At 44.0% G+C, this 21,453-nt stretch carries 19 protein-coding genes; 1 reads left to right on the forward strand and 18 read right to left on the reverse strand.

The annotated features are described in order from the left end of the window. Positions 1-72: 72 nt before the first annotated feature. The 17 genes from DXD11_RS11995 to DXD11_RS12075 all read right to left on the reverse strand — a co-directional run bounded on the left by DXD11_RS11995 (position 73) and on the right by DXD11_RS12075 (position 19,189). Positions 73-801, reverse strand: coding sequence for a response regulator transcription factor (locus tag DXD11_RS11995; RefSeq protein ID WP_117550346.1), 729 nt, complete (start codon positions 799-801; stop codon positions 73-75). Further along, the gene (locus tag DXD11_RS12000) at positions 791-1,825 is read right to left on the reverse strand and encodes a sensor histidine kinase (protein ID WP_118758509.1); all 1,035 of its coding nucleotides are present in this window, start codon (positions 1,823-1,825) and stop codon (positions 791-793) included. Before DXD11_RS12000 ends, DXD11_RS11995 begins: the two co-directional genes overlap by 11 nt. A 243-nt stretch (positions 1,826-2,068) precedes the next feature. Continuing rightward, positions 2,069-2,509 carry a Fe-S cluster assembly sulfur transfer protein SufU gene (gene sufU, locus DXD11_RS12005; RefSeq protein WP_118758491.1) on the reverse strand — a complete coding sequence of 147 codons (441 nt, stop codon included), beginning with the start codon at positions 2,507-2,509 and terminating at the stop codon, positions 2,069-2,071. Beyond that, entirely contained in the window at positions 2,499-3,716 is a 1,218-nt protein-coding gene (locus tag DXD11_RS12010; RefSeq protein ID WP_118758492.1) for an aminotransferase class V-fold PLP-dependent enzyme, read from the reverse strand. The genes sufU and DXD11_RS12010 overlap by 11 nt, the downstream gene beginning before the upstream one ends. Continuing rightward, complete coding sequence (locus tag DXD11_RS12015) at positions 3,697-4,764, reverse strand: SufB/SufD family protein (RefSeq protein WP_118758493.1); 1,068 nt, start codon at positions 4,762-4,764, stop codon at positions 3,697-3,699. The genes DXD11_RS12010 and DXD11_RS12015 overlap by 20 nt, the downstream gene beginning before the upstream one ends. A gap of 14 nt (positions 4,765-4,778) precedes the next feature. Then, positions 4,779-6,185, reverse strand: a complete 1,407-nt coding sequence (sufB, locus tag DXD11_RS12020) for a Fe-S cluster assembly protein SufB (protein WP_055224519.1) — start codon at positions 6,183-6,185, stop codon at positions 4,779-4,781. A 3-nt stretch (positions 6,186-6,188) separates the two neighbouring features. After that, positions 6,189-6,938 carry a Fe-S cluster assembly ATPase SufC gene (sufC, locus tag DXD11_RS12025; protein ID WP_004851768.1) on the reverse strand — a complete coding sequence of 250 codons (750 nt, stop codon included), beginning with the start codon at positions 6,936-6,938 and terminating at the stop codon, positions 6,189-6,191. 109 nt (positions 6,939-7,047) lie between these two features. Continuing rightward, positions 7,048-7,458, reverse strand: a complete 411-nt coding sequence (locus DXD11_RS12030) for an RrF2 family transcriptional regulator (protein WP_015534709.1) — start codon at positions 7,456-7,458, stop codon at positions 7,048-7,050. A 254-nt stretch (positions 7,459-7,712) separates the two neighbouring features. Continuing rightward, complete coding sequence (locus DXD11_RS12035; protein ID WP_243105861.1) at positions 7,713-8,588, reverse strand: DegV family protein; 876 nt, start codon at positions 8,586-8,588, stop codon at positions 7,713-7,715. A gap of 170 nt (positions 8,589-8,758) precedes the next feature. Further along, positions 8,759-10,732, reverse strand: coding sequence for a GGDEF domain-containing protein (locus tag DXD11_RS12040; RefSeq protein WP_243105862.1), 1,974 nt, complete (start codon positions 10,730-10,732; stop codon positions 8,759-8,761). A gap of 38 nt (positions 10,733-10,770) precedes the next feature. Continuing rightward, complete coding sequence (locus tag DXD11_RS12045) at positions 10,771-11,718, reverse strand: type I phosphomannose isomerase catalytic subunit (protein ID WP_243105863.1); 948 nt, start codon at positions 11,716-11,718, stop codon at positions 10,771-10,773. Between the two features lie 449 nt (positions 11,719-12,167). Then, the gene (locus DXD11_RS12050) at positions 12,168-13,193 is read right to left on the reverse strand and encodes a glycoside hydrolase family 130 protein (RefSeq protein WP_055224512.1); all 1,026 of its coding nucleotides are present in this window, start codon (positions 13,191-13,193) and stop codon (positions 12,168-12,170) included. A gap of 129 nt (positions 13,194-13,322) precedes the next feature. Next, the gene (locus DXD11_RS12055; RefSeq protein WP_118758497.1) at positions 13,323-14,501 is read right to left on the reverse strand and encodes a glycoside hydrolase family 130 protein; all 1,179 of its coding nucleotides are present in this window, start codon (positions 14,499-14,501) and stop codon (positions 13,323-13,325) included. Between the two features lie 41 nt (positions 14,502-14,542). Continuing rightward, complete coding sequence (locus DXD11_RS12060; RefSeq protein ID WP_118758498.1) at positions 14,543-15,718, reverse strand: AGE family epimerase/isomerase; 1,176 nt, start codon at positions 15,716-15,718, stop codon at positions 14,543-14,545. Positions 15,719-15,742: 24 nt separating this feature from the next. Next, on the reverse strand, positions 15,743-16,627 hold the full coding sequence (locus tag DXD11_RS12065; protein ID WP_243105864.1) for a carbohydrate ABC transporter permease: 885 nt from the start codon (positions 16,625-16,627) through the stop codon (positions 15,743-15,745). Between the two features lies 1 nt (position 16,628). Further along, a complete protein-coding gene (locus tag DXD11_RS12070) occupies positions 16,629-17,660 on the reverse strand; it encodes a carbohydrate ABC transporter permease (RefSeq protein WP_117550327.1) in 1,032 nt (343 codons plus the stop codon). Between the two features lie 83 nt (positions 17,661-17,743). Then, positions 17,744-19,189: an ABC transporter substrate-binding protein gene (locus DXD11_RS12075; RefSeq protein WP_117550325.1), complete on the reverse strand. Its 1,446-nt coding sequence runs from the start codon at positions 19,187-19,189 to the stop codon at positions 17,744-17,746. Positions 19,190-19,479: 290 nt separating this feature from the next. Here DXD11_RS12075 and DXD11_RS12080 point away from each other — a divergent pair, with 290 nt between their 5' ends. After that, complete coding sequence (locus tag DXD11_RS12080; RefSeq protein ID WP_118758499.1) at positions 19,480-20,400, forward strand: helix-turn-helix transcriptional regulator; 921 nt, start codon at positions 19,480-19,482, stop codon at positions 20,398-20,400. A gap of 23 nt (positions 20,401-20,423) precedes the next feature. Here DXD11_RS12080 and DXD11_RS12085 read toward each other — a convergent pair whose 3' ends face one another. Then, positions 20,424-21,449: a LacI family DNA-binding transcriptional regulator gene (locus DXD11_RS12085; protein WP_117550321.1), complete on the reverse strand. Its 1,026-nt coding sequence runs from the start codon at positions 21,447-21,449 to the stop codon at positions 20,424-20,426. Between the last annotated feature and the right edge of the window lie 4 nt (positions 21,450-21,453).

Here is a 21,453-nt window from a genome sequence, read left to right on the forward strand (position 1 = left end):
TCCTGATTTAATAATAAAATCCGCTATACTTCATAAAATCAGTATAGCGGACTTTATTTTATTAATCTACAATCAAATACTATCAATGAGTTTTTCGCTGTCATCGCACATCCTGTACCCGACTCCCAGCTCGTTGATGATAAAGCTCTTCTTGCCCGGCTTCACTCCGAACTTCTTTCTTATATTCGCCATATTTACCTGAAGTCTCTTGGTGCTTCCCATGTCATTGTAGCCCCATACCTCTTTTACGATGAAACTGTATGTAAGCATCTTGCCCGGATGTCTGGACAGAAGATCGACTATGTTGTACTCAGTCTGAGTCAGCTTGATCTCCTCATCCCCTATGAACACTCGTCTGGCTTCGTAGTCTATGAGCAAATCCCCAGTCTGGAATTTCCCTGTCGGCAGTTCACTGTCATGTGCTTGGTAAAGCACTGTGCGGAGTGCAGATCTGACCCTGGCAACCAGCTCCTCAGAGCCAAACGGCTTGGTCACATAATCATTTGCCCCCAGGTTGAGCGCCTCCACCTTATCCTTCTCATCAGATCTCGCCGAGAGCACTATGACCGGCGTGAAATCCGTCTTTCTTATCTCCGTGAGAAATGCTATTCCATCCTTATCTGGAAGTCCCAGATCAAGTATCACTATGTCAGGTCTGTGGGACGCATACATCATAAGACCGCTTCCGCAGGATGTGGCTATGATCGTCTGATAGCCATTTGCCTGCATTAAAGTATCCAGCAGATTATTGATATTCTGCTCATCTTCTATTATCAGGACTTTATATTTGTTATTGCTCATCCGTAACCTCCTCTATCTTCAATGTAAATCTGAATACTGCACCGCCTTCCACGGAATTGTATGCGCTTATATCTCCGCCATGTGCTTTTATGATGGTCGCACATACCGACAGACCTATTCCGGCATTCTTTCTCTGCCTGCAGTCCGCGGACACCTCATTGGAGCTGTCTCCTAAAAGACTGCCATCAAACAGGTGTTTCAACCTATCCTCCGGTATTCCATCGCCATCATCCTGGATCTCAAACACAACCCTGTCGCCATCGCATTTCACATTCAATGCCAGATTCTTCATTCCCTCCGCATGCTGTACTGCATTCTCGAGGATATTTATGATAACCTGTTCTATGAGAATGGCATCCATCGGTATGATGACCAGCTCATCGGGCAGATTGACTTCCACCTCCTGATCAGGATATCTCTTTGCAAATTTGATGAGCACAGAATCTATAAGTTCATCCAGTGCTATGGGCGTCTTTATAAGTTTGATATCACCATCCAGTCTGGTGATGGACAACAGATTCTCAACCATACGGTAAAGCCACTGGGAGTCCTGTTGTATTCCCCTGAGCATCTTCTCCCTCTGTTCATACGTGAACTCCCTTCCGTTCTCTATGAGGGCCGAGCTCGCACCATATATAGTTGTGAGCGGAGTCCTGAAATCGTGGGATACCGCCCTGAGCAGGTTCGCTCTCATTTTCTCCATCTCACTCTCTTTCTTGAGCATTTCCTGATACTTTATCTTGCTTGTAAATCCACAGGTGATAAACGCTATGGCTATCATAATTATCGCCGATGTGATATTTTCAGGTATAAGGAAATCTATCTTGAAATACGGAAATGTAAATGCAAAATTCACTATTATCACACTGACTATAGATGCCAGTATTCCATATACATACCCGTCAGTAAACACCGATATCAAAAATACCGAAAACACCATAACGGCCGGTATCAATATGTCTGTAGTAAATGTTGTCTTTATTATCAGACACAGTCCAACCCCTATGGCTATCACAACCAGCATCAACAGCACATTTTTTATAACATCCTTACATTTACACTCCGTATTATTTATGCTTTTTTGTATATTTATTTTTTTCATATGTATCAATCCCTTTGGATTATTTTAAAGAAAGCGCCACCAGTACACCTCATGTCACAAACGACATAGATCTTACCAGCGGCGCCCGCTTTCACACATTCAAGTGAAGTATATCATGCCTATAGTTAAGATGCAGATAAAGAATATATCATAAGGAATCCCCCCTTATGATATCTTCTTCAAAGCTTCCTCAAGGGTGTGCCATCCGAGAACAGCACATTTTACCCTTGCCGGCATGTGTGCGATATCCTTGAGCGCAGACGCCTCCTCAAGCTGGTCTATCTCCTCATCTGTCGCCTCACCCTGTATCATCTTAAGAAAGAGCTGTCCAAGCTTCAAGGCCTCCTCCTTGGTCTTTCCTATGATCATTCCAAGCATTATATCTGCCGACGCCTGGGATATAGCACATCCGTCTCCCACGAATGATCCATCCTCGATGACTCCGTTCTCAACCTTCAGTTTAAGCCAGATGTCATCACCGCAGTTGGGATTTACACCCTCCAGCACAACATTTGCTGCAGGAAGATCATATTTGAATTCAGGTCTCATATTGTGCTCTGTAAGGATCTCATTATAAAAATTCCTGTTTTGAATATTATTCTGCATATCCCATTCTCCTTCTCACATTTGCAACGCTATCCACAAATGCATCAACTTCTTCATCCGTATTGTAGAACATAAAGCTCGCTCTTGTCGTATTGTACACACCAAGGTGGACGAGCAGCGGCTGTGCGCAGTGGTGTCCAGCTCTCACGTCTATTCCATCCGCAGCCATGATCTCGCTGACATCGTGTGGGTGTACATTGTCTATGGTGAATGCCACTATTCCGGTGTGGTTCTCAGGCTTATCTGAGCCGATCACATGCACATGAGGAAGCTTTGCAAGTCCCTCCATCGCACGGGTCGTAAGCTCCAGCTCTCTCTTTTCTATATAGTCAAATCCAACCTCTTTGATGTATCCTATCGCAGCCGCAAGTCCCGCAGCTCCTGCCGCATTGACTGTACCGGCCTCAAACTTGTGAGGCAATTCCGCATATACCGCACCATCTCTTGAAACCGAATCTATCATCTCTCCACCTGACATGAATGGAGGCATCGCGTCAAGCAGTTCCTGTCTTCCGTATAACACTCCTATTCCCATAGGTCCCATCAGCTTGTGGCCTGAGAATGCAAAGAAATCAGCGCCAAGCTCATGCACATCTATAGCCATATGCGGTGTACTCTGTGCGCCATCGACAACGACAACCGCGCCAAAGCTGTGTGCTCTGTCAGCCATCTTTCTTACCGGATTCACACATCCGAGGACATTTGACACATGTCCTACAGCAAGCAGCTTTGTGTGCTCGTTGATTCCCGCATTGATGGTCTCGTCAGTCAGCGTTCCATCCTTCTCACAGTCGAGATATCTGAGAGTTGCACCTGTGACTCTGGCCGCCATCTGCCATGGAAGCATGTTGCTGTGGTGCTCCATGATGGTGACTGCTATCTCGTCACCAGCCTTAAGGTTATTCAGCGCGTAGCTGTATGCCACAAGGTTAAGGCTCTCTGTGGTATTCCTGGTGAAGATTATCTCCTTCTCAGAGTCAGCGTGAATGAAGTCCCTGACTACCTTTCTGGCACTCTCATACTTCTCTGTCGCCTCAAGGCTGAGCGGATAGAATCCTCTGAGTGGATTCGCATTGCTCTTCTCATAGAACTCTCTCTCAGCGTCTATGACCACCTGTGGCTTCTGCGCTGTGGCCGCATTGTCTATATAAGCTGTGTCATTGTTTCTCAACAGAGGAAAATCCTCTCTATAATTCATGTCTGTCATATTCCATTACCTCCGCAAGCTGCTTCTCCACCAGCTTCTCTGTGTTCTCGTCCTGGATCTTGCGGTAGAGGACCTCCATCTTGCCCTTGGTCATCATGTCCTCGGCTGTCTCCATATCGATTCCCCTTGACGCGAAGTAGAATAAAGTATCCTCGTCAAGCTCACCGATGGTCGCTCCATGTGATCCCTCCACATTTTCCTCTGCACAGAGGATAAGCGGTATAGTCTTGTTCACCACATCATCGCCGAGCAGCAGTACATTCTCAGTCTCAGCGCCCTTCGAATCCGATGAACCTGTCTTGAAATCTATCGAACCTCTGAATATCTTCTCCGCAGCATCCTTAAGTGTTCCATCCACCTGTATGTTGCAGTTGGTCTTCTTGCCTATATGGTTAACCACAAGGTTGATATCTATGACCTGCTTCTTCTGGCCAAGGTAACCTATATCCATGTTGGTTGAAGCACGCTTACCAATGAGCTCAGTTCTCACGCCGTTGTACAGATTGCCCTTGCCGATAAATATCTGAAGCACATCTAGCTGCCCATTCTCCGCACACTCACTTCCCACGTCGTTGAGTATGGTCGTGTTCTCATCCTGCATAAATATCTGTACAAGACGTATGTGTGCGTCCTTCTCTATATTAAAACGCGTACGGAATGCCAGGCTGCCACCCTCCGCATTCTCGCCAAATGTCTCTATGACTGTCATGTCTGAACCTGCATCTGCCTGCACGTAAGCATAACCGCTGCTGCCATTTGCCCCGGTTCCATTTATCAGCACGTGCACTGTCTGACCTTTATTGGTCTCGTCCGCAACGAGTACACTTCCTGCTGCCTGCTGTGCGAAGAGTACGTCCGCATCTCTTCCCGCACCAGTCTCTATTCCATCGAAATCAGAAGCCTGCTTATCAGCTTCCTTGCCGCCATCTATCTTCACACTGCATCCCGCCATGTCCGGATTCCAGTTAAGTGCTGTGTCGTTCATGCGAAGCCAGTACCATGTCTTTGCCGGGAGCTTGTTGATCTTCATCTCGTTATTGTTCTCCATGTCACCGCACCTCCTTAACCTATGCTGCCCTTCATCTCAAGACGGATGAGGTTGTTCATCTCAAGAGCATACTCAAGCGGCAGCTCCTTCGATACATTGTCTGCAAATCCACTGACGATACATGCTCTCGCGTCTTCTTCACTCATTCCTCTGGACATCAGGTAGAACACAGCCTCGTCACTGATGCTTCCTATCTGTGCCTCATGTCCCACATTTACCTTCTTGGTTCTGATATCCATGGCCGGTATGGTGTCCGAACGTGATATCGAATCAAGCATAAGTGACTGGCAGGAAACTGCTGCCTTGGAGTCCTCAGCCTCCTTTGTCACTACAACTGATGAACGGAATGTGCTTATACCCCCGTCCTTGGAGATAGACTTTGTGTTGATATATGAGCTTGTGTCAGGTGCCGCATGAACTACCTTCGCTCCTGTGTCAAGGTTCTGTCCCTTACCGGCAAATGTAACTCCGGTGAACTCCATCCTGGCGCCCTTGCCCTTGAGCACGCTCATCGGGTAAAGGTATGACACATGTGATCCAAATGAACCCGATACCCACTCGATGGTTCCACCCTCTTCAACTCGAGCTCTCTTGGTGTTCAGGTTGTACATGTTCTTGGACCAGTTCTCTATGGTTGAATATCTGAGCTTTGCGTTCTTGCCGACAAACAACTCCACACAGCCTGCGTGAAGGTTCGCCACATTGTACTTCGGTGCCGAACATCCCTCTATAAAATGGAGGTCTGCTCCCTCATCTACTATGATGAGTGTGTGCTCAAACTGACCCGCGCCCGCTGCATTAAGTCTGAAGTATGACTGAAGTGGGATCTCAACCTTTACTCCAGGTGGCACATATACAAATGAACCGCCTGACCACACAGCTCCGTGAAGTGCTGCAAATTTGTGATCATGAGGGGTGACAAGCTTCATGAAATGCTTCTGCACCATGTCTGCATACTCACCTGTGAGTGCACTCTCCATATCAGTGTACACAACGCCCATGTCCGCAACCTCCTGACGGACATTGTGATATACGAGCTCTGAGTCGTACTGTGCACCAACTCCCGCAAGGGATTTTCTCTCAGCCTGAGGGATTCCAAGTCTCTCAAATGTATCCTTGATATCCTCAGGAACTTCATCCCAGCTGCCCTTCATCTTGGTATTTGGTCTTACGTAAGTAACTATATTGTCAATATCCAGTCCCTCGATGGATGGGCCCCAGTCAGGCACCTGCATATTGTTGTATATCTGTAAAGACTCAAGTCTGAAATTCTGCATCCATGCCGGATCATGTTTCTCCTTTGAAAGCTGCTCAACTATCTCAGGTGTGAGACCAGCTTTAAGCTTATAGGCATCTTTGTCGTCATACTTGAAGTCATATATATTTCTGTCTATGTCCTCTACATATGTCTTTTCCTTCATCTTCTATATCCTTTCATACTCTGCAAATCCAGACTCGTTGATTTTGTCCACAAGTGATGCGTCACCAGTCTCTATGATCTTACCCTCAACCATGACATGTGTATAGTCAACAGTGAGTGACTCAAGGATCTTGGTGCTGTGTGTGATGATAAGCAGACTTCCCTTGCAGTTCTTCTGGTATTCCTCGATACCTGCTGATACTGTACGGACTGCATCAACGTCAAGTCCTGAATCCGTCTCGTCAAGGATTGCCAGTGATGGCTTGAGCATCAGAAGCTGAAGTATCTCTGCCTTCTTCTTCTCACCACCTGAAAATCCCACATTCAGGTCTCTCTCCGCATAAGATGGATCCATCTGAAGGATCTCCATGGTTCTCTCAAGCTCCTTCTTGAAATCCCAGAGACGGATTCTCTTGCCGGTCTTCTGCTCAAGGGCATTTCTTATAAATGAGCTGAGTGTCACACCAGGCACCTCTAGAGGATTCTGGAATGAGAGGAATATTCCTGCCTTTGCACGCTCATTGACAGCCTCTTCTGTGATGTTCTTACCATCAAACCATATCTCGCCCTCTCTGACTGTATATCTAGGATTGCCCATAAGTGCATATCCAAGGGTTGACTTTCCGGTTCCATTAGGTCCCATAAGTACATGTGTCTCACCCTTGCCGATCTCCAGGTTCACACCGTGAAGGATCTGTTTATCCTCAACATCAACATGTAAATTCTTAACTTCCAATAATTTTTTATCTGACATCAGTCTGCCTCCTTTTATACCAAGCCCGGAAATTGCTTTATCACTTCTATATCCGGCGATTCAATTGTCCCGCTTTAATTATCTTTTTGCTTGTATCAAATTACTCTGCTCATTCCACATTTCTGGCTATATCCGCCAGTGTCTTACCCTGGAAATAATCCTGTATCAACTCCGCCAGTCCCTGCCATATCGGCAAAGTGTAGCACTGTCCGGATCTGTCACAGGTCATTGCGCTGTTCTTCATGCATGCCACCGGAGCAAGTCCACCTTCCGTGAGTTCAAGTATCTCCCACAGTGTATATTCCTCAGGGGCTTTTTTGAGTCTGTAGCCGCCACCATGTCCACTGGCTGCCTCTATCAGATTTGCCTTGGACAGCATGCGCATTATACTCTCCAGATACTTCTGGGACAGTTCCTCTTTCTGAACTATTTCTTTTAACGGAATGAATCTGCCGTCGTGGTTTATGGCAAGGTCTGCCATGACCCTCAGGGCATATTCTCCCTTTGAAGAAATCACCATATCTGTAAATCCTCCTTACATATGAGTGTGACCACATTCCAGCCGCAAATACACGGTCATTCCAGTCATCACCCTCATCCGCCATTTTTGGGCGTAATAAGTCAATATCTGACTCGCAAAAATAGGATATTCCCATTTACCTACTATGTCAATAGGTTAATACACAAAAAATAATAGAAGGTGCGGCAGCCTTCCATTATTTTCCATTATTTTGTCTATTTCAAGTATTTTATATGATTTATCTACACATCAGTCTACTCACGATATGTTATTATCATCCCGCCTTTTCCCATATAATAGCTGCACAGTCCGCTTGCAGGTACGACGCTCACATCCGTGTCAAGCCATTCAGCCTTGATAAGATGCCCCAGTTTCTCTGCTCCATCCTCATTCATACAGTGGCTTATGACCAGCTCTCCCCCTGCAAATCCCGTCTCACGGAGAGTGTCTATCAACTTGCCATATATCTTCTTCATACCTCTGAATTTGTGTCTGAGTTCAATTCGTCCACCAGGTGATGCTACACCTATTGCGGATATATTGAATCTATGAGCCGCATAACCCACAAGCTTATTTAATCTGCCCGCCTTTATCAGGTTGTCCAGACTCCCCAAGGCAAACATTACCTGCGTCTCCCTCACTGCTTTGTCGGCAGCACTTACTATGGCATCAAATGAATCACCTTCATGAATACCTTCATATATTATATTTGTCAGCTGTTCCGGGAGCCCCCCGGCACCACATGTGTTTATCACCGCAATATTCCTGCCGGGATTCTTCTCAAGCGCCATGTGTCTTGCAGCTATGGCACTGTTGTAACTTCCCGATAATGCAGCTGACAACGTAAATGCTATAACATTTTCCGCATCCCCCCACGCCTCAAGCCACGCATGCGGCGAAGGGCAGCTAGTTCTTCCGCCTGACCGGCAATTTGCAATATGTTCAAGCATCTTCTCTATATCTATACCCGGTTCGTCTATATAATCTGTGTTATCAACAGATATTGTAAACGGAACCTCAGCATGATCTATATCTATATCTATTCCAGCCAGTCCATCCGGTCCATCCGGCACGAGCAGACTGCAGCCGGAATCTGAAACCAGTTTCCATCCATGATCATTTCTTTTCATCTCAACAACACCTCCATGCGCAATATGCATCACACAAGTATTATTAGATATTTTTTCTGTATTTATACATTTTAGACATTTTTTCTGGGAGCATAGATTTTACAAAAAAAGGTATGATCAAGTTTCACTCAACGCAACCTGATCATACCTTTTATTTAATATATAAATTATCAATTCTTAACCTTAACAACATCCTTCTTCCTGTACTTCTTCACCTCATACAGCTTCTCATCTGCCATAGTCATGGCATTCTGAAGGCCTTTCTTGTTATATTCTACGATCTGACAGTTTCCAAGCGATACACTCACTTTATAAGGCTTATCACAATGCTCATTAAACTTCTCAAATGAACTGTATACTTCCTCAGCAAATGCATCTGCAGCGTCAGAGTCCTTAAGGCCGAGTACAAGACAGCAATACTCGTCGCCGCCTATTCTGCCTACGATTCCATTATCGCCTACAGATTCAATCAGAATATCTCCTATAGTCTTAAGAGAGAAATCACCCTCATCATGTCCATATCTGTCATTGATAATCTTGAGACTGTTCATATCAGCGTAGAATACCGTAGCCGTCCTTTTCTGCTCCTCACATTCCTTGAGCAGCTGTAATGATCTGTCAAAGAAACCTCGTCTATTCATGATTCCTGTAAGGGGATCCTGTTTTGACAGATTGTCAAGCATAATGTTGTTTTTCTGCAGGATCGCCATACTCTCCTCAAGGCGCTTCATGATCTCCTCGTTCGTCTTGAGCAGATTGATCATCTTGACAGCAGCTGAGACCTGGTTTCCAAGAAACTCCCCATTCACCAGAACTCCTTCCGTGAGATCACACAGAAGAACTCCATAGAGTATTTCGTTGGAATACAGCGGCAAGAGTACATATATTCCAGCTCCTTCCACACCGAGGCTCTCAAAATCATAGAGATTTGATGATGACACCTTCTGGTTCACAGTGATCACACTGCTGACCTTCTCTTTAAGATCCTTAGTCTTGAGATATAACTGGTCAGGCAGTTCAAATGGCTCACCGATCAGATGTATTATTGGCTCTTTATATAAGAATATAAATGCATTCTCTATGTCCAGCCAGTCCATGGTGCCAAGGATCTCTCCATAACTCCTGTCATTGCCTCTGTCAAAACTCAGAACCTTCTGGATAAATGTTTTCATCTTGAACTGAGTCTTATTCCGCTCTTCCCACTGCTCTGAGAGCATATGGTTCATTGAGAGATATCCCTCAATGACATTCTTACTACGTTTTCTTGATCCGCCTTTTTTACAGAATGAATCTCTTCTGATAAACTCAGTAGGAAGTATCTTACTCTCAACCTGCTTGCCATCAATGAGCCTGACCATAAGATTTACAGCCTCTGAGCCAAGTTTTCCCGCGTCTGCACGCACAGTCGAGAGCGTCGGATATATCTGTGTAGCCCACTCAATATCATCGTAACCCATGACTGATATATCTCTTCCCGGCAGAATATCCCTCGCCTTAAGTTCTTCATAAAAACCAGATGCACAGGAATCATTCACACAGAACACTCCCTGCATGTCCGGATTTCTGTCCAGAATATCTCTGAAAACCTCTTTTGATTCCGATGTAAGATTGCCCTCCACATAAAGTCCCGGATCAAACTCTATTCCATGAGCCTCAAGCGCCTCAATGTAGGTTCTCCTTCTCTCCTTTGCATCATAATTGGAGTCCGGACCGCCTATCATACCTATTCTTGTATAACCAAGTTCCTCAATCATGTAATTGAGTCCTTCTCTTATGCCTGCTCCATTGTCATATCTGACACAAATCTGATCCGGCTCATCTGCAGCCACTATCACACACGGCATCTGCAGATATCTTTTCATAAATTCTCTGATACGCTCCTTGGTTGCAAAGCAGCCAATACAACTCGATGCAACAATAACGCCGTCCAGATTCTCCCTTGTAACATAGGAGAACAGTGTCTGGTACTGATATTCATAATATATATCTGACGTTTCTGAGTATTCCCGGTCAAGGAACTTACCCGGAATAACAACTATATTGACATCAAGTGTCTTTGCTCTCTCTATAACCCCATGACAGAGCAGCCTCGTAAAATCATCCGTGATTCCGCCTACCAGAACACCTATCGTCTTTCTCTTCATAACTATCCCCCTTGACATTCTCTTCCAAAGGCGGGATCTTACTTGCTGACTGTGGATGCCACGATCTCCATATTGCCCTCAAATACTGGATTGCTGTATCCGTTTGGCAGGATAAAGTGATCACCCTTCTTTATAGCGTTTCCATCCACTGTTCCACTTCCAGAGGTTACAGACATGATAAGGAATGGCTTGTCGCCCACATTCAGCTCTGCCTTTCCCTCAACATCCAGCTTGTATACTGTGTAATACTTACATCTTATAAGCTCACAGAGTTCATTTGCCTTATCTGCCCTTACACTTATAATGCTGTCCTCAACCGGTTTTGCAGGAACTGTTATAACGTCTATGCTCTGCTTTACGTGCAGATCTCTAGGCTTCCCATTGCTCAGTCTGTCATAATCATAAACTCTGTATGTGATGTCACTGTTCTGCTGTGTCTCAAGAAGTGTGATTCCGCCTTTGATCGCGTGTACTGTACCGGGATCTATCTGAATGAAATCACCCTTCTTAACAGGGATTTCTCTGATAAATTCCTTCCATTTCTTACCTTCGATCATATCACATAATTCTTCCTTTGTCCTTGCATTATGACCGATTACAAGTGTTGAATCTTCCTTGCAGTCAAGAATATACCAGCACTCCATCTTACCAAATGAACCATTCTCATGTTCTGCTGCGTATGCATCGTCCGGATGCACCTGAATACTCAGATCATCTTTTGCATCGATTATCTTTATAAGCAGTGGGAATCTGACACCATCTATGCCGCCAAACAACTCTCTGTGGCTGTCCCATAAGTCGGCAAGCGTATGACCTGCAAACTCGCCATTTTTCACTGTACAGTTGCCATTCTCATGTGCCGCAACTCCCCAGCACTCGCCTATATCATCACCCTCAACATCATATCCGTATTCTTCTCTGAGCTTTGTACCGCCCCAGATATTGTGCGTAAACACGGGATTTAAAAAAAGTATTTCCTTGTTCATTGTCATTCTCCTCCTTTTGACGTACGGCAATTGTGTGCATATCCGTACGGTGTACACCTGTTACTGATTACACCATTCCCCAATTGCCTGTTCTATATAAGACGGTGAAGAAATCGCATTTTTACACTGACCATGACTTCTTCACTCGTCATTTCCATGATAATGTATGTAACTGCTATTTTATTGCATCTGTTGCCTTTTTTCTATACATCAGAGTCCTTTTCCCGGCTTATTAGATCCAAAATCTGTCATATGATTGCCAAAGCTCTCAGAACCAAATTCAGCCCGGCTTACTGCCAGGCTGTCATAGTCTAAAAGTTTTGGCAATCCCCTGCCATTACATTTCTTTTTAGAGGGGCCCCGAAGGCGGCGGGCACCGCCTTGGGAAATGAGAAAAAATTAATACAATTGCCGCGTATGAGTAGGGGCTCATAGCGATCTATAACTAACTATCTTCTACCGATCTCGGTATCAGAAGTTGTTACCACACTGTGTGACTTGATATAATCTACGATCTCATCAAGCTTTGTGAATGCAAGGCCAACATAGCTGTCAGCTGCACCGTAGTAAATGGCGATCTTTCCAGACTCGCTGTCGTGAATAGTAGCACATGGGAAGCATACATTAGGAACAAATCCTCGCTCCTCGTACCACTCTTCCGGTGTGAGAAGGAAGTTCTCACAACGATACTTAACGATCGATGGGTTGTCGATATCAAGGATTGCTCCACCGATCGAGTATACATAACCGTTACATGTTCCCGCTACTCCATGGTAGAATAACAGCCATCCCTCAGAAGTCTCGATAGGGGCTGCACCGCCGCCAATCTTGAGTGACTCCCACCACTCGCTGCTCTTGCCCATGACATGTCTGTGCTTACCCCAGTAAACCATGTCTGGGCTCTCACTTACGAATATATCACCAAATGGTGTGTGTCCACTGTCACTTGGGCGTGACAGCATCACGAAATTACCGTTGATCTTTCTTGGGAAGAGAACTGCATTTCTGTTAAATGGAAGGAATGGGTTCTCGATTCTCACAAATGTCTTGAGATCCTTTGACTTTGCGATGCCTATCGCTGCACCGTAGAAATCCTGGCACCAGATTGCATAATATGTATCCTCTACCTTTACAAGTCTTGGATCATATGCGTATATAGGCATGAACTCTTCACCGTTCTCATCAACAAACTTGATCTTCTCCTCGCTGATATTCCAGTGGATAGCATCCTCGCTCTCTCCGAGGTAGATGTATGGAATTCCATTTACCTGCTCGCCTCTAAATACTCCGACAAATTTTCCCTCAAATGGAACTACCGCGCTGTTGAATATTCTTGCAACACCCTTTGCCGGGTTTCTTCCTATTATAGGATTCTCTGTATATCTCCAAATTGGAGCGTCATGATTGTCATTTGCCGGTCTGTCCTGCCATGGCACGTTTGGCACAGGCTCGCTGAACATTTTTACTTCTGACATAAGTACCTCTTTCTTCCGGCATCTTAGCCGGATTTTTTATTTTATTATCACGTTATATGGTATCTGCACAGGCAAAGGGCATACTAACCAACGTGCTGTTTCATCTGGCAGCCCATATATTATACTTTCTTACTTGTCTGCATTCTTAAGGAACTCAAGGTTCTTCCTGATCAGCTCACATCTCTGTGCTACACACTCAACGCTTCTTCCCGGATCAGAAGGTGTGTTGAATACATAATCGATGAGTCTGTCAACTGTTGTTGTTGCAACATGCATTCTTGTATCGCTTGATGCGTAGTAGATGAACACCTCGTTGTTCTCGTTTACGATGGCGCCATTTGTGAATACAACGTTTGATACATCGCCGACTCTCTCCTCGCCGCGAGGTCCGATAAGCATTCCTGATGGCTCAGCGATAACCTTTGAAGGATCATTGAGGTCTGTTGCAAATGCGTAGAGTACATATCTAAGACCGGCAGCTGTGTTTCTCACACCATGTGCGATGTGGATCCAGCCCTTGTCTGTCTTTATTGGAGGTGCACCTGCACCGTTCTTTGCCTCTGTTATAGTGTGGTACTTACGAAGACTTGTCATCTTCTCCTCGTCTATAACCGCATGCTCTATATCATCACAGAGACCGAATCCTATTCCGCTGCCGCTTCCTGTCTCGATGAAATCATCCATTGGACGTGTATAGAATGCGTACTTGCCATCCACAAATTCAGGGTGAAGTACAACATTTCTCTGCTGTGGGGAACGAAGAGTCTTGAGGTTGTCAAGGCGCTCCCAGTGCTTTAAATCCTTTGTTCTCACGATACCTGCTGCTGCAACTGCTGCTGAGAGGTCATTTACAGTTGTATCCTTGCTCTCTGAACAGAACACACCGTAGATCCATCCATCCTCGTGCTGTGTCAGTCTCATATCATATACATTTGTTTCCTCAGGACATACATCATCCAGAAGGATTGGATAATCCCAGAAACGGAATCCATCGATACCGTTGTCACTCTCAGCTACTCCGAAGAATGACTTTCTGTCATTTCCCTCTATTCTTGCGACAAGATAATACTTGCCGTTCAGGTAGATTGCACCTGAGTTCATGACAGCGTTAACTCCGAGACGCTCAATGAAGTATGGATTTGTCTCAGGGTTTAAGTCATATCTCCATGTGAGAGGTATCATCTCTCTTGTGAGTACAGGGTACTCATATCTGTCATAGATTCCATTATAGAAATCTGTCTTCTTATTCTTTCTCTCAAGAAGCTTGTTCAGTTTGTCAAGCTCTACATAATATTTCTCATTCATCATTTAGGCATTCTCCTTATAATTTGAAAGCAATTGAACGCTATCTACTTGCCGTCAGCGAGTCTGCTCATAATCTCAAGGCACATTCTGCCGTTGTGGTATGGGCACTTCCATGGCTCAACTATAGGACGTCCGACTCTTGGTGTTCCATCTGCATTCAGATCCCAGAACCACTCTGATCCCGATCTCTTGTCGATAAAATATTCCTTTATGTACTCCCACACCTTCTCGGCAGCCTCGTAATACTTCTTATCACCCGACTTTTGATAAGCATTTATAAATCCTACTATTGATTCCGCCTGAACCCACCATACTCTTACCGTGTATGGCACGCCCTTTTCACATTCTGTCAGAACTGAATGTCCATCGAAAGCAAGCTCATATATCTGCTCTGCAAGGATATCTGTTATCTTTGTAATCTTCTCTGTGTACTCTGCCTCTCCAAGCACCTCGGTCGCCCTATCCAGGAGCCATGATGTCTCAATGTCATGTCCGTATGAGTACAGATCGATCAGAGAGTTATAATCCTTATCAAAGAACACTTCCTGTCTCTTAAGCTCCGGATTGTATACCTTATCAGCAAATACATCGAGCAGCCATTTCAGGCGCTCCTTTACCTTGGAATCCTTGGATACCTTATAAAGTTCTGTGTAAGCCTCAAGTGCATGGAGCAGTGTGTTCATTGTTCTCTCTGCGAGAACACCATTCTCAGAAAGCTTATCATTTGACTCCGGCTTGAACTCTCTTGTAAATGCCTCGAGATAGCCACCTTCGTCAGTACATTTCTCTTCTATTGTATGGAAAAGCTGCAGGGCCAGGTCCAAAGCTTCCGAATCACCGGAAGCTTCGTAATAGGCGGATAAGGCATATATACTAAATGCCTGATTGTAGGTGTGTTTTGTCGTATCTTTGGGTGAACCATCGTAATTCATGGACCAATATATTCCGCCATATTCCCTGTCTATACAATATTCTTTCAGAAATTCATATCCATGAGCAGCCTCATCTAGAAGCTTTGGGTCCTTGAGTGCCTTATACGCACTTGCGAAGAACCAGGTAATTCTACTGTTAAGAATACAACCCTTCTCAGCCTTTTTATCAAGGTTGAGGTCGTAATCCATATACCCATAAAATCCGCCGTACTCATCATCCCTCAGGGCCTCCCAGAATGGGATGATAGCATCTATTAATTCTTTTTGAATTTCATTTCTCATATTCATGAACTCTTTTCTTCTAATAAATTATTAACCCTTTACAGCACCCTGTGTAATACCACTATAAATCTGTTTCTGACAGCAGATGAATACTATAAGTGCCGGTATGATCGATATGATAACACCTGCACAGATCAGGTTGTACTGACTTCCCATAGGTCCTACGAACTTGTAGAGTGAGATAGCCATTGTCTTGATCTCCGGGCTTATGAGGTAAAGGTTTGCAGCGTAGTACTCGTTGTAGATTACAACGCCCTTCAATATACAAGCTGTAACGATAGCTGGCTTAAGAAGTGGAAGTATGATCTTCCAGTAGATAGTCCAGTATGATGCACCATCCACGATAGCTGACTCGTCAAGAGATACTGATATGTTCTCCATAAACTGTATAAAGATGTAGATTGAGATAACATCTGTACCACAGCTCATGATGATGTAACCATATAAGTGATCTATGAATCTCAGATCACCCATGATGTTGTAGACTGTAACCTGCATAGCAACTGCAGGAAGCAATGATGCCACAAGGAAAAGTGTTCTGATAAAGCCGTTTCCCGGGAACTTGAATCTGTTAAGCACATATGCAAGCTGTGTTCCTATTACTACTGACACAAGGAGTACACATATCATAACTATGACTGAATTGATGAACGCACGTCCCATGTTGGCAGTCGTGAATGCCTTTACAAAGTTGCTGAAGTTCAGAAAGCTTTCAGGAAGTTTCATTACTGAAGTAGCCTTATACTCATCTGCTGTCTTGAAGGCTGTTGTAACACATGATATAAGAGGTACAACAGCACACAATGAGAAGAATATGAGTACAAAGTACTTGAGGAAACCTCTTACATAATATCCAACGGTTCGTTTTTCTTTTATTGGTGCTATGCTTGGCACATCTGTCTTTCCTCTTGCCATGTTACTTGCCTCCCTTCGCAGAAGCAGCCATCTGCTTCATGTATTTCTTGGTATCCCTCTCCTGTTTCTTGCGAAGCTTCTTTGCCTTATAACTCTCATCATCTGAGCTTGAATCCTTGAAGATGTACTCAAAGAACAGCTTCTGAAGCGCAGCACATATAAGTATGATAAGGAGAAGTACAACGGCCATTGCTGAAGCAAGACCGACCTTCTGGCTTGTATGTGCTATCTTGTTCATGATGATGAAGTAAGTACCTGTTCCGTTTGCACCTGTTGTGATAACGAAAGGCTGCTCGAAAGCACTGAGTGATCCTGTTATTGCTAAAATTACATTTAATGTAACGATTGTCTTGATACTTGGCAGTATGATATATCTAAACTGCTGGAATTTATTTGCACCATCAAGCTCTGCCGCCTCATAAAGTTCTGCATCTACCGACATGATAGCTCCAATGAAGAGAACCATCATCTGTCCAAGGTATCTCCAGACCGAAGTTGAAACCAGTGTCCAGTTGTTGACACTCTGGTCTTTGAGCCAGTATGGAAGGTTGTCTAAGCTAAATCCACACAACTGAAGGATTGAGTCAAACACGAATCCTCTTGTGAAGAAGAATTTGAAAATGAAACCTACAGCGATACCGCTGATAAGGTAAGGGAAGAAAATAAATCCCTTGAAAAGGTTACCACCTTTTACTCTGAAACTCAGAAGAGTTGCAAGGAAAAGTGCAAGCACTAACTGTACAAGTGCTCCTACGATGTAATACAAACTGAGCTTTAATGCACCGAAACAGTCTTTTCTTGTGAACACATCGATATAATTTGCTAATCCTACGAATTCTCTCTTTTCTACAGGCGTCGTATATTTCATCTTGTAGAAACTAAATTTAACCATCTCTCCGAATGGTATATATGTAAATACTAATAGCAAAAGCAATGGGATAATTGCGAAGGCTGCGCATATTATAACCTGCTGCCCCTTCCTGCTTGATGCCCATTTACCAAAGCCGGATTGTTTTTTGTTAGCCATACTCATTCCACCGCCTTTTTTAATAAACCGGGGCGGGCAATCCCCCCCCGGTCTGTAGCTTATTCTTACTTGTTATAATAGAGTCTTTATTACTTCTCAGTAACTTCGATTCCTAATGACTCCTGAGCATCTGACCACTTCTGGTTCCACTCAGCCATGATATCATCGAATGACATGTCGCCGTTTGCAGCATGCTCGATGATGGCCTGGATCTTGTCATTACCACCATTGCTTACGTTAAGCTCTGACTCTGAGTTGAGCTGGTTGAGGTAATCCTCCTCGCCCTCAAGAGCTGCCTCGTCTGCAACGAAGTCAACACCATCGAATGAGATCTTTGACTCTGAACCAGGAACAAGTGCAAGTGAATCCTCGTTGTAAGCATATCCTGACTTCTCTGTCATCCACTTAACAAATACAAGAGCTGCCTGCTTCTCATCATCTGAAGCGTTTACGTTGATACCGTAGCAGTAATCTGCACCTGATGAAGCGTACTGCTTACCATTTACTGAGATAGGGAAAGGAATGTATCCTATATCGTCTGCGTTAGGTCCACCTGCTTCCATCTGTGGGTATGACCATGAACCAAGTACCATACATCCGATCTCGCCGTTGTTGAGCTTTCCCTTACTTGACTCCCAATCTGTTGTTGAGTAATCATCCTCTGTAAGTCCCTGTGATACTGCATCGTAAAGGATCTTATATACTGCATAAGCATGTGTATCGTCGCCATAGTTCTTGAATGGATCCTTTGTATGGGCTAACTTCTGGTTCTTGTATGTAGCATCGCCTGTTGCTGTGATCGAGATATAATCATCCCAAGCTCCCATTGTCCAGCCTGCTGCATAGTTTGTGTAAAGTGGAATACAATCCGGATTCTTATCCTTGATTGCCTTGAGAGCTGCGATGAACTCCTCTGGTGTCTTAGGTACATCTGTTACACCTGCATCAGCAAATACCTTCTTGTTGTATACGATACCCTGTGTTGTAGCTGTAAGAGGTACACCATATACCTGACCCTGATACAGCCATCTGTTTGAGTAATTTACAAGACTGCTCATTGTATCATAATCGCCAAATGACATGAAATATGTTGAAAGGTCTGCCATGTCAACTGCCGGGATACACATTACTGTCTCGTAGTTTCCTGACTGAAGATGTGTAAGAGCATCTTCTGCATAGTTTGTATCTGTGATAACATCAACCTTGATGTTTGGATACTCCTTGTTGAAGTCCTCAAGATACTGCTTCCAGTTCTTTCCGCCGTAATCATCTGAGTCCATATCAGTTCTGTTGTTGTAGAACTTGATCTCCGCTGAAAGATCTGTGAAGTCTGTTCCTAACTGGATGTCTGCATATGACTTGATTCCCTCAGCATCAGCTGTTGTGTCATCTGCTGAATCACTTCCTGCTGCCTCTGTGGCAGCCTTTGTTGCCTCTGTTGTGTCCTTGTTATCGCTGTCTGAGCCTCCACAACCTGCAAGTGATGCTGCCATAAGACCAGCCATTGCGATACATGCAATACGCTTTGATTTCATAGTTTTGTCCTCCTTAAAACCTTCTTTGTTTTTAACTTTATATTAAGTATACATTAATTTACTTTTTAGTCATCACTCAATTTTGTTTTTAATCACAGTATTTTGTACTTTTCGTTAATTTTACCATTATCATTATTTTTTTTCAATATCATATAGACATTTTATCTATATATTTTTATCTTTAATTAGTATTTTATTGTTTTTTTAGCTAATTAGCCACTAATTTATATCGCTTTTAGCTTGTGGTGATTGTTTAATAATTGTATTATTATGGATAGGAGGTGGTTTGCATGTTAGCTAAAGAATTAATTTCCTGCACTGTACTGTCAGGTTACAATATTCAGAAAGATATTGAGAACGCAAGATTCCACAGTGCGTTCTTTACATATGAAGAATCAATGATTAACGATGGTCTGATTCATCTTCTGGCCAACGGCGATATTTCTTTTGCTTATTCATGCAGTTATACCTTCTCTTTCATTCCGTGCTACCATTTCTTCTATATATATGAAGGAACTCTTACAGTAACATCGGGCAGCAGCAAATCATCATATTCCAAGAATACAGCCGCGCTTTTTGAGGCAGGATCAGAAATAACATACGCCACGAACGGCAAGTGTCGTTTCTACGAGGCATTCATCCTCGGAGCTCCGCTTCGCCTGTATCACGAGTTTCTCCCCGAATCCATATATTATAAAAAGGACTCTGCCGGAGCCTCTGTACTCTGGAGCCATCTTTCACTGATAAGCAGACTCCAGGGGGAGTTGTCTGCCACCGATATTTTCAGAATTTCCAAATGGTTTAATGATATCCTGACCGAATTATGTGTATTTATTGAAAACTCATCCAAGAAGATGGATTGTGTGCCTTCTTATCTTTTATCGGTAAAGAATCAGATGGATACAAACTACGCCGAACCGATGTCGCTTGATGACCTCGAGGCAACTTACAGGATCAGCAGATACAGGATATGCAGAGAATTTTCATTTCACTTCGGTGAATCACCTATGCGCTATCTCAACAGTCGCAGGATCGATGCTGCCAAAAGGCTCCTTCTCACAACAGATCTGTCCGTCCACGAGGTCGGATCCCAGGTTGGAATCGAGAACACAAACCATTTTATAAATCTGTTCAAAAAAGACACCGGTACAACTCCGCTGTCTTTCAAGCAGGCTGCACCGGTGTCTATTTCCGATTTGCATTACAATTGATATGTAGTTTTATTATCGTTCCATTATCGTTCTATTCTGGCAACGCTATCCTTTACCACGATTCGTCCATCCACGACAAATATGCCATCAGTATATTTTTCGTTGGATATCTTTTTTATAATCTTATGCATGGTTCTCTCTGCCATCTCCTGCATATTGATCTCGTATGTGGTCACGCCTATATCGCAGCTTCCAGGATACATGTAATTATCAAACCCCACAACGGACACATCCTCAGGAACTCTGTAGCCCGCAGCATTGAGTATCTTTATGAGCGTAGCTGCCGCAAGATCGCAGTTGCACACAAACGCTGTAGGCATATTCTTTGGAAGTTTAAAACAGTTCTCCTCGTCAAACTGACCCGTCTTCACATCTCTGTCCGGAATAACCCAGTCTTCTCTGAACGGAATATCATGCTCCAACAAAGACTTTATATAGCCCAAATATCTGTCAGTTATACTGTTCGTTGAACCTATCGTGCCAACATATGCAATATCTCTATGTCCCATATCATACAGATAATTAGTCAGCATATAGCTTCCATAGAAACTGTTTGCTATAACCGTGTCTATCGGTCTCGAATTATCGTAGTAATCCACATACTCTATAGGAACCTTGGCTGTCTTCTCCAGCTTTTCCAGGTATTCCTTACCCATGGAACCTACAACAACTATTCCATCAACCTTGTCATCCTCCAAGAGCATAGGCATCTCAGCGTTCAATACACTATCTCTGGAAACAAACTCCAGCATAGTAAAGCAGCCTCTTGCCACCGCCTTTTTGTTAAGCACCTGATATAACTGCCAATAGAACGACGGATACTTTCCAAGGTATATCTCTTGAATGAGAACACCAATATTATACTTTTTCTTTGCCGTCTTCTTTCTGATCTCAGATGGTGACTGGTATCCCATCTCATCTGCCAACTGTTTGATCTGTGCTCTGAGTTCCTCGCTGACACCCTTCTGATCTGAAAGTGCCTTTGAGACCGTAACGGTACTCACGCCAACAATGGCAGCTATGTCTCCCAATTTTACTGATTTTGCCATAACT

Origin of the sequence: Coprococcus sp. TF11-13, assembly GCF_003481085.1 — a bacterium.
GTDB classification, from domain to species: Bacteria; Bacillota; Clostridia; order Lachnospirales; family Lachnospiraceae; genus Coprococcus; species Coprococcus aceti.

Excerpts from the sequence above, each read along its gene's own strand:
- DXD11_RS11995 (WP_117550346.1), bottom strand. The coding sequence starts at position 801 with ATGAGCAATAACAAATATAAAGTCCTGATAATAGAAGATGAGCAGAAT.
- DXD11_RS12000 (WP_118758509.1), bottom strand. The coding sequence starts at position 1,825 with ATGCTGGTTGTGATAGCCATAGGGGTTGGACTGTGTCTGATAATAAAG.
- sufU (WP_118758491.1), bottom strand. The coding sequence starts at position 2,509 with ATGCAGAATAATATTCAAAACAGGAATTTTTATAATGAGATCCTTACA.
- DXD11_RS12010 (WP_118758492.1), bottom strand. The coding sequence starts at position 3,716 with ATGACAGACATGAATTATAGAGAGGATTTTCCTCTGTTGAGAAACAAT.
- DXD11_RS12015 (WP_118758493.1), bottom strand. The coding sequence starts at position 4,764 with ATGGAGAACAATAACGAGATGAAGATCAACAAGCTCCCGGCAAAGACA.
- sufB (WP_055224519.1), bottom strand. The coding sequence starts at position 6,185 with ATGAAGGAAAAGACATATGTAGAGGACATAGACAGAAATATATATGAC.
- sufC (WP_004851768.1), bottom strand. The coding sequence starts at position 6,938 with ATGTCAGATAAAAAATTATTGGAAGTTAAGAATTTACATGTTGATGTT.
- DXD11_RS12030 (WP_015534709.1), bottom strand. The coding sequence starts at position 7,458 with ATGGTGATTTCTTCAAAGGGAGAATATGCCCTGAGGGTCATGGCAGAC.
- DXD11_RS12035 (WP_243105861.1), bottom strand. The coding sequence starts at position 8,588 with ATGAAAAGAAATGATCATGGATGGAAACTGGTTTCAGATTCCGGCTGC.
- DXD11_RS12040 (WP_243105862.1), bottom strand. The coding sequence starts at position 10,732 with ATGAAGAGAAAGACGATAGGTGTTCTGGTAGGCGGAATCACGGATGAT.
- DXD11_RS12045 (WP_243105863.1), bottom strand. The coding sequence starts at position 11,718 with ATGAACAAGGAAATACTTTTTTTAAATCCCGTGTTTACGCACAATATC.
- DXD11_RS12050 (WP_055224512.1), bottom strand. The coding sequence starts at position 13,193 with ATGTCAGAAGTAAAAATGTTCAGCGAGCCTGTGCCAAACGTGCCATGG.
- DXD11_RS12055 (WP_118758497.1), bottom strand. The coding sequence starts at position 14,501 with ATGATGAATGAGAAATATTATGTAGAGCTTGACAAACTGAACAAGCTT.
- DXD11_RS12060 (WP_118758498.1), bottom strand. The coding sequence starts at position 15,718 with ATGAATATGAGAAATGAAATTCAAAAAGAATTAATAGATGCTATCATC.
- DXD11_RS12065 (WP_243105864.1), bottom strand. The coding sequence starts at position 16,627 with ATGGCAAGAGGAAAGACAGATGTGCCAAGCATAGCACCAATAAAAGAA.
- DXD11_RS12070 (WP_117550327.1), bottom strand. The coding sequence starts at position 17,660 with ATGAGTATGGCTAACAAAAAACAATCCGGCTTTGGTAAATGGGCATCA.
- DXD11_RS12075 (WP_117550325.1), bottom strand. The coding sequence starts at position 19,189 with ATGAAATCAAAGCGTATTGCATGTATCGCAATGGCTGGTCTTATGGCA.
- DXD11_RS12080 (WP_118758499.1), top strand. The coding sequence starts at position 19,480 with ATGTTAGCTAAAGAATTAATTTCCTGCACTGTACTGTCAGGTTACAAT.
- DXD11_RS12085 (WP_117550321.1), bottom strand. The coding sequence starts at position 21,449 with ATGGCAAAATCAGTAAAATTGGGAGACATAGCTGCCATTGTTGGCGTG.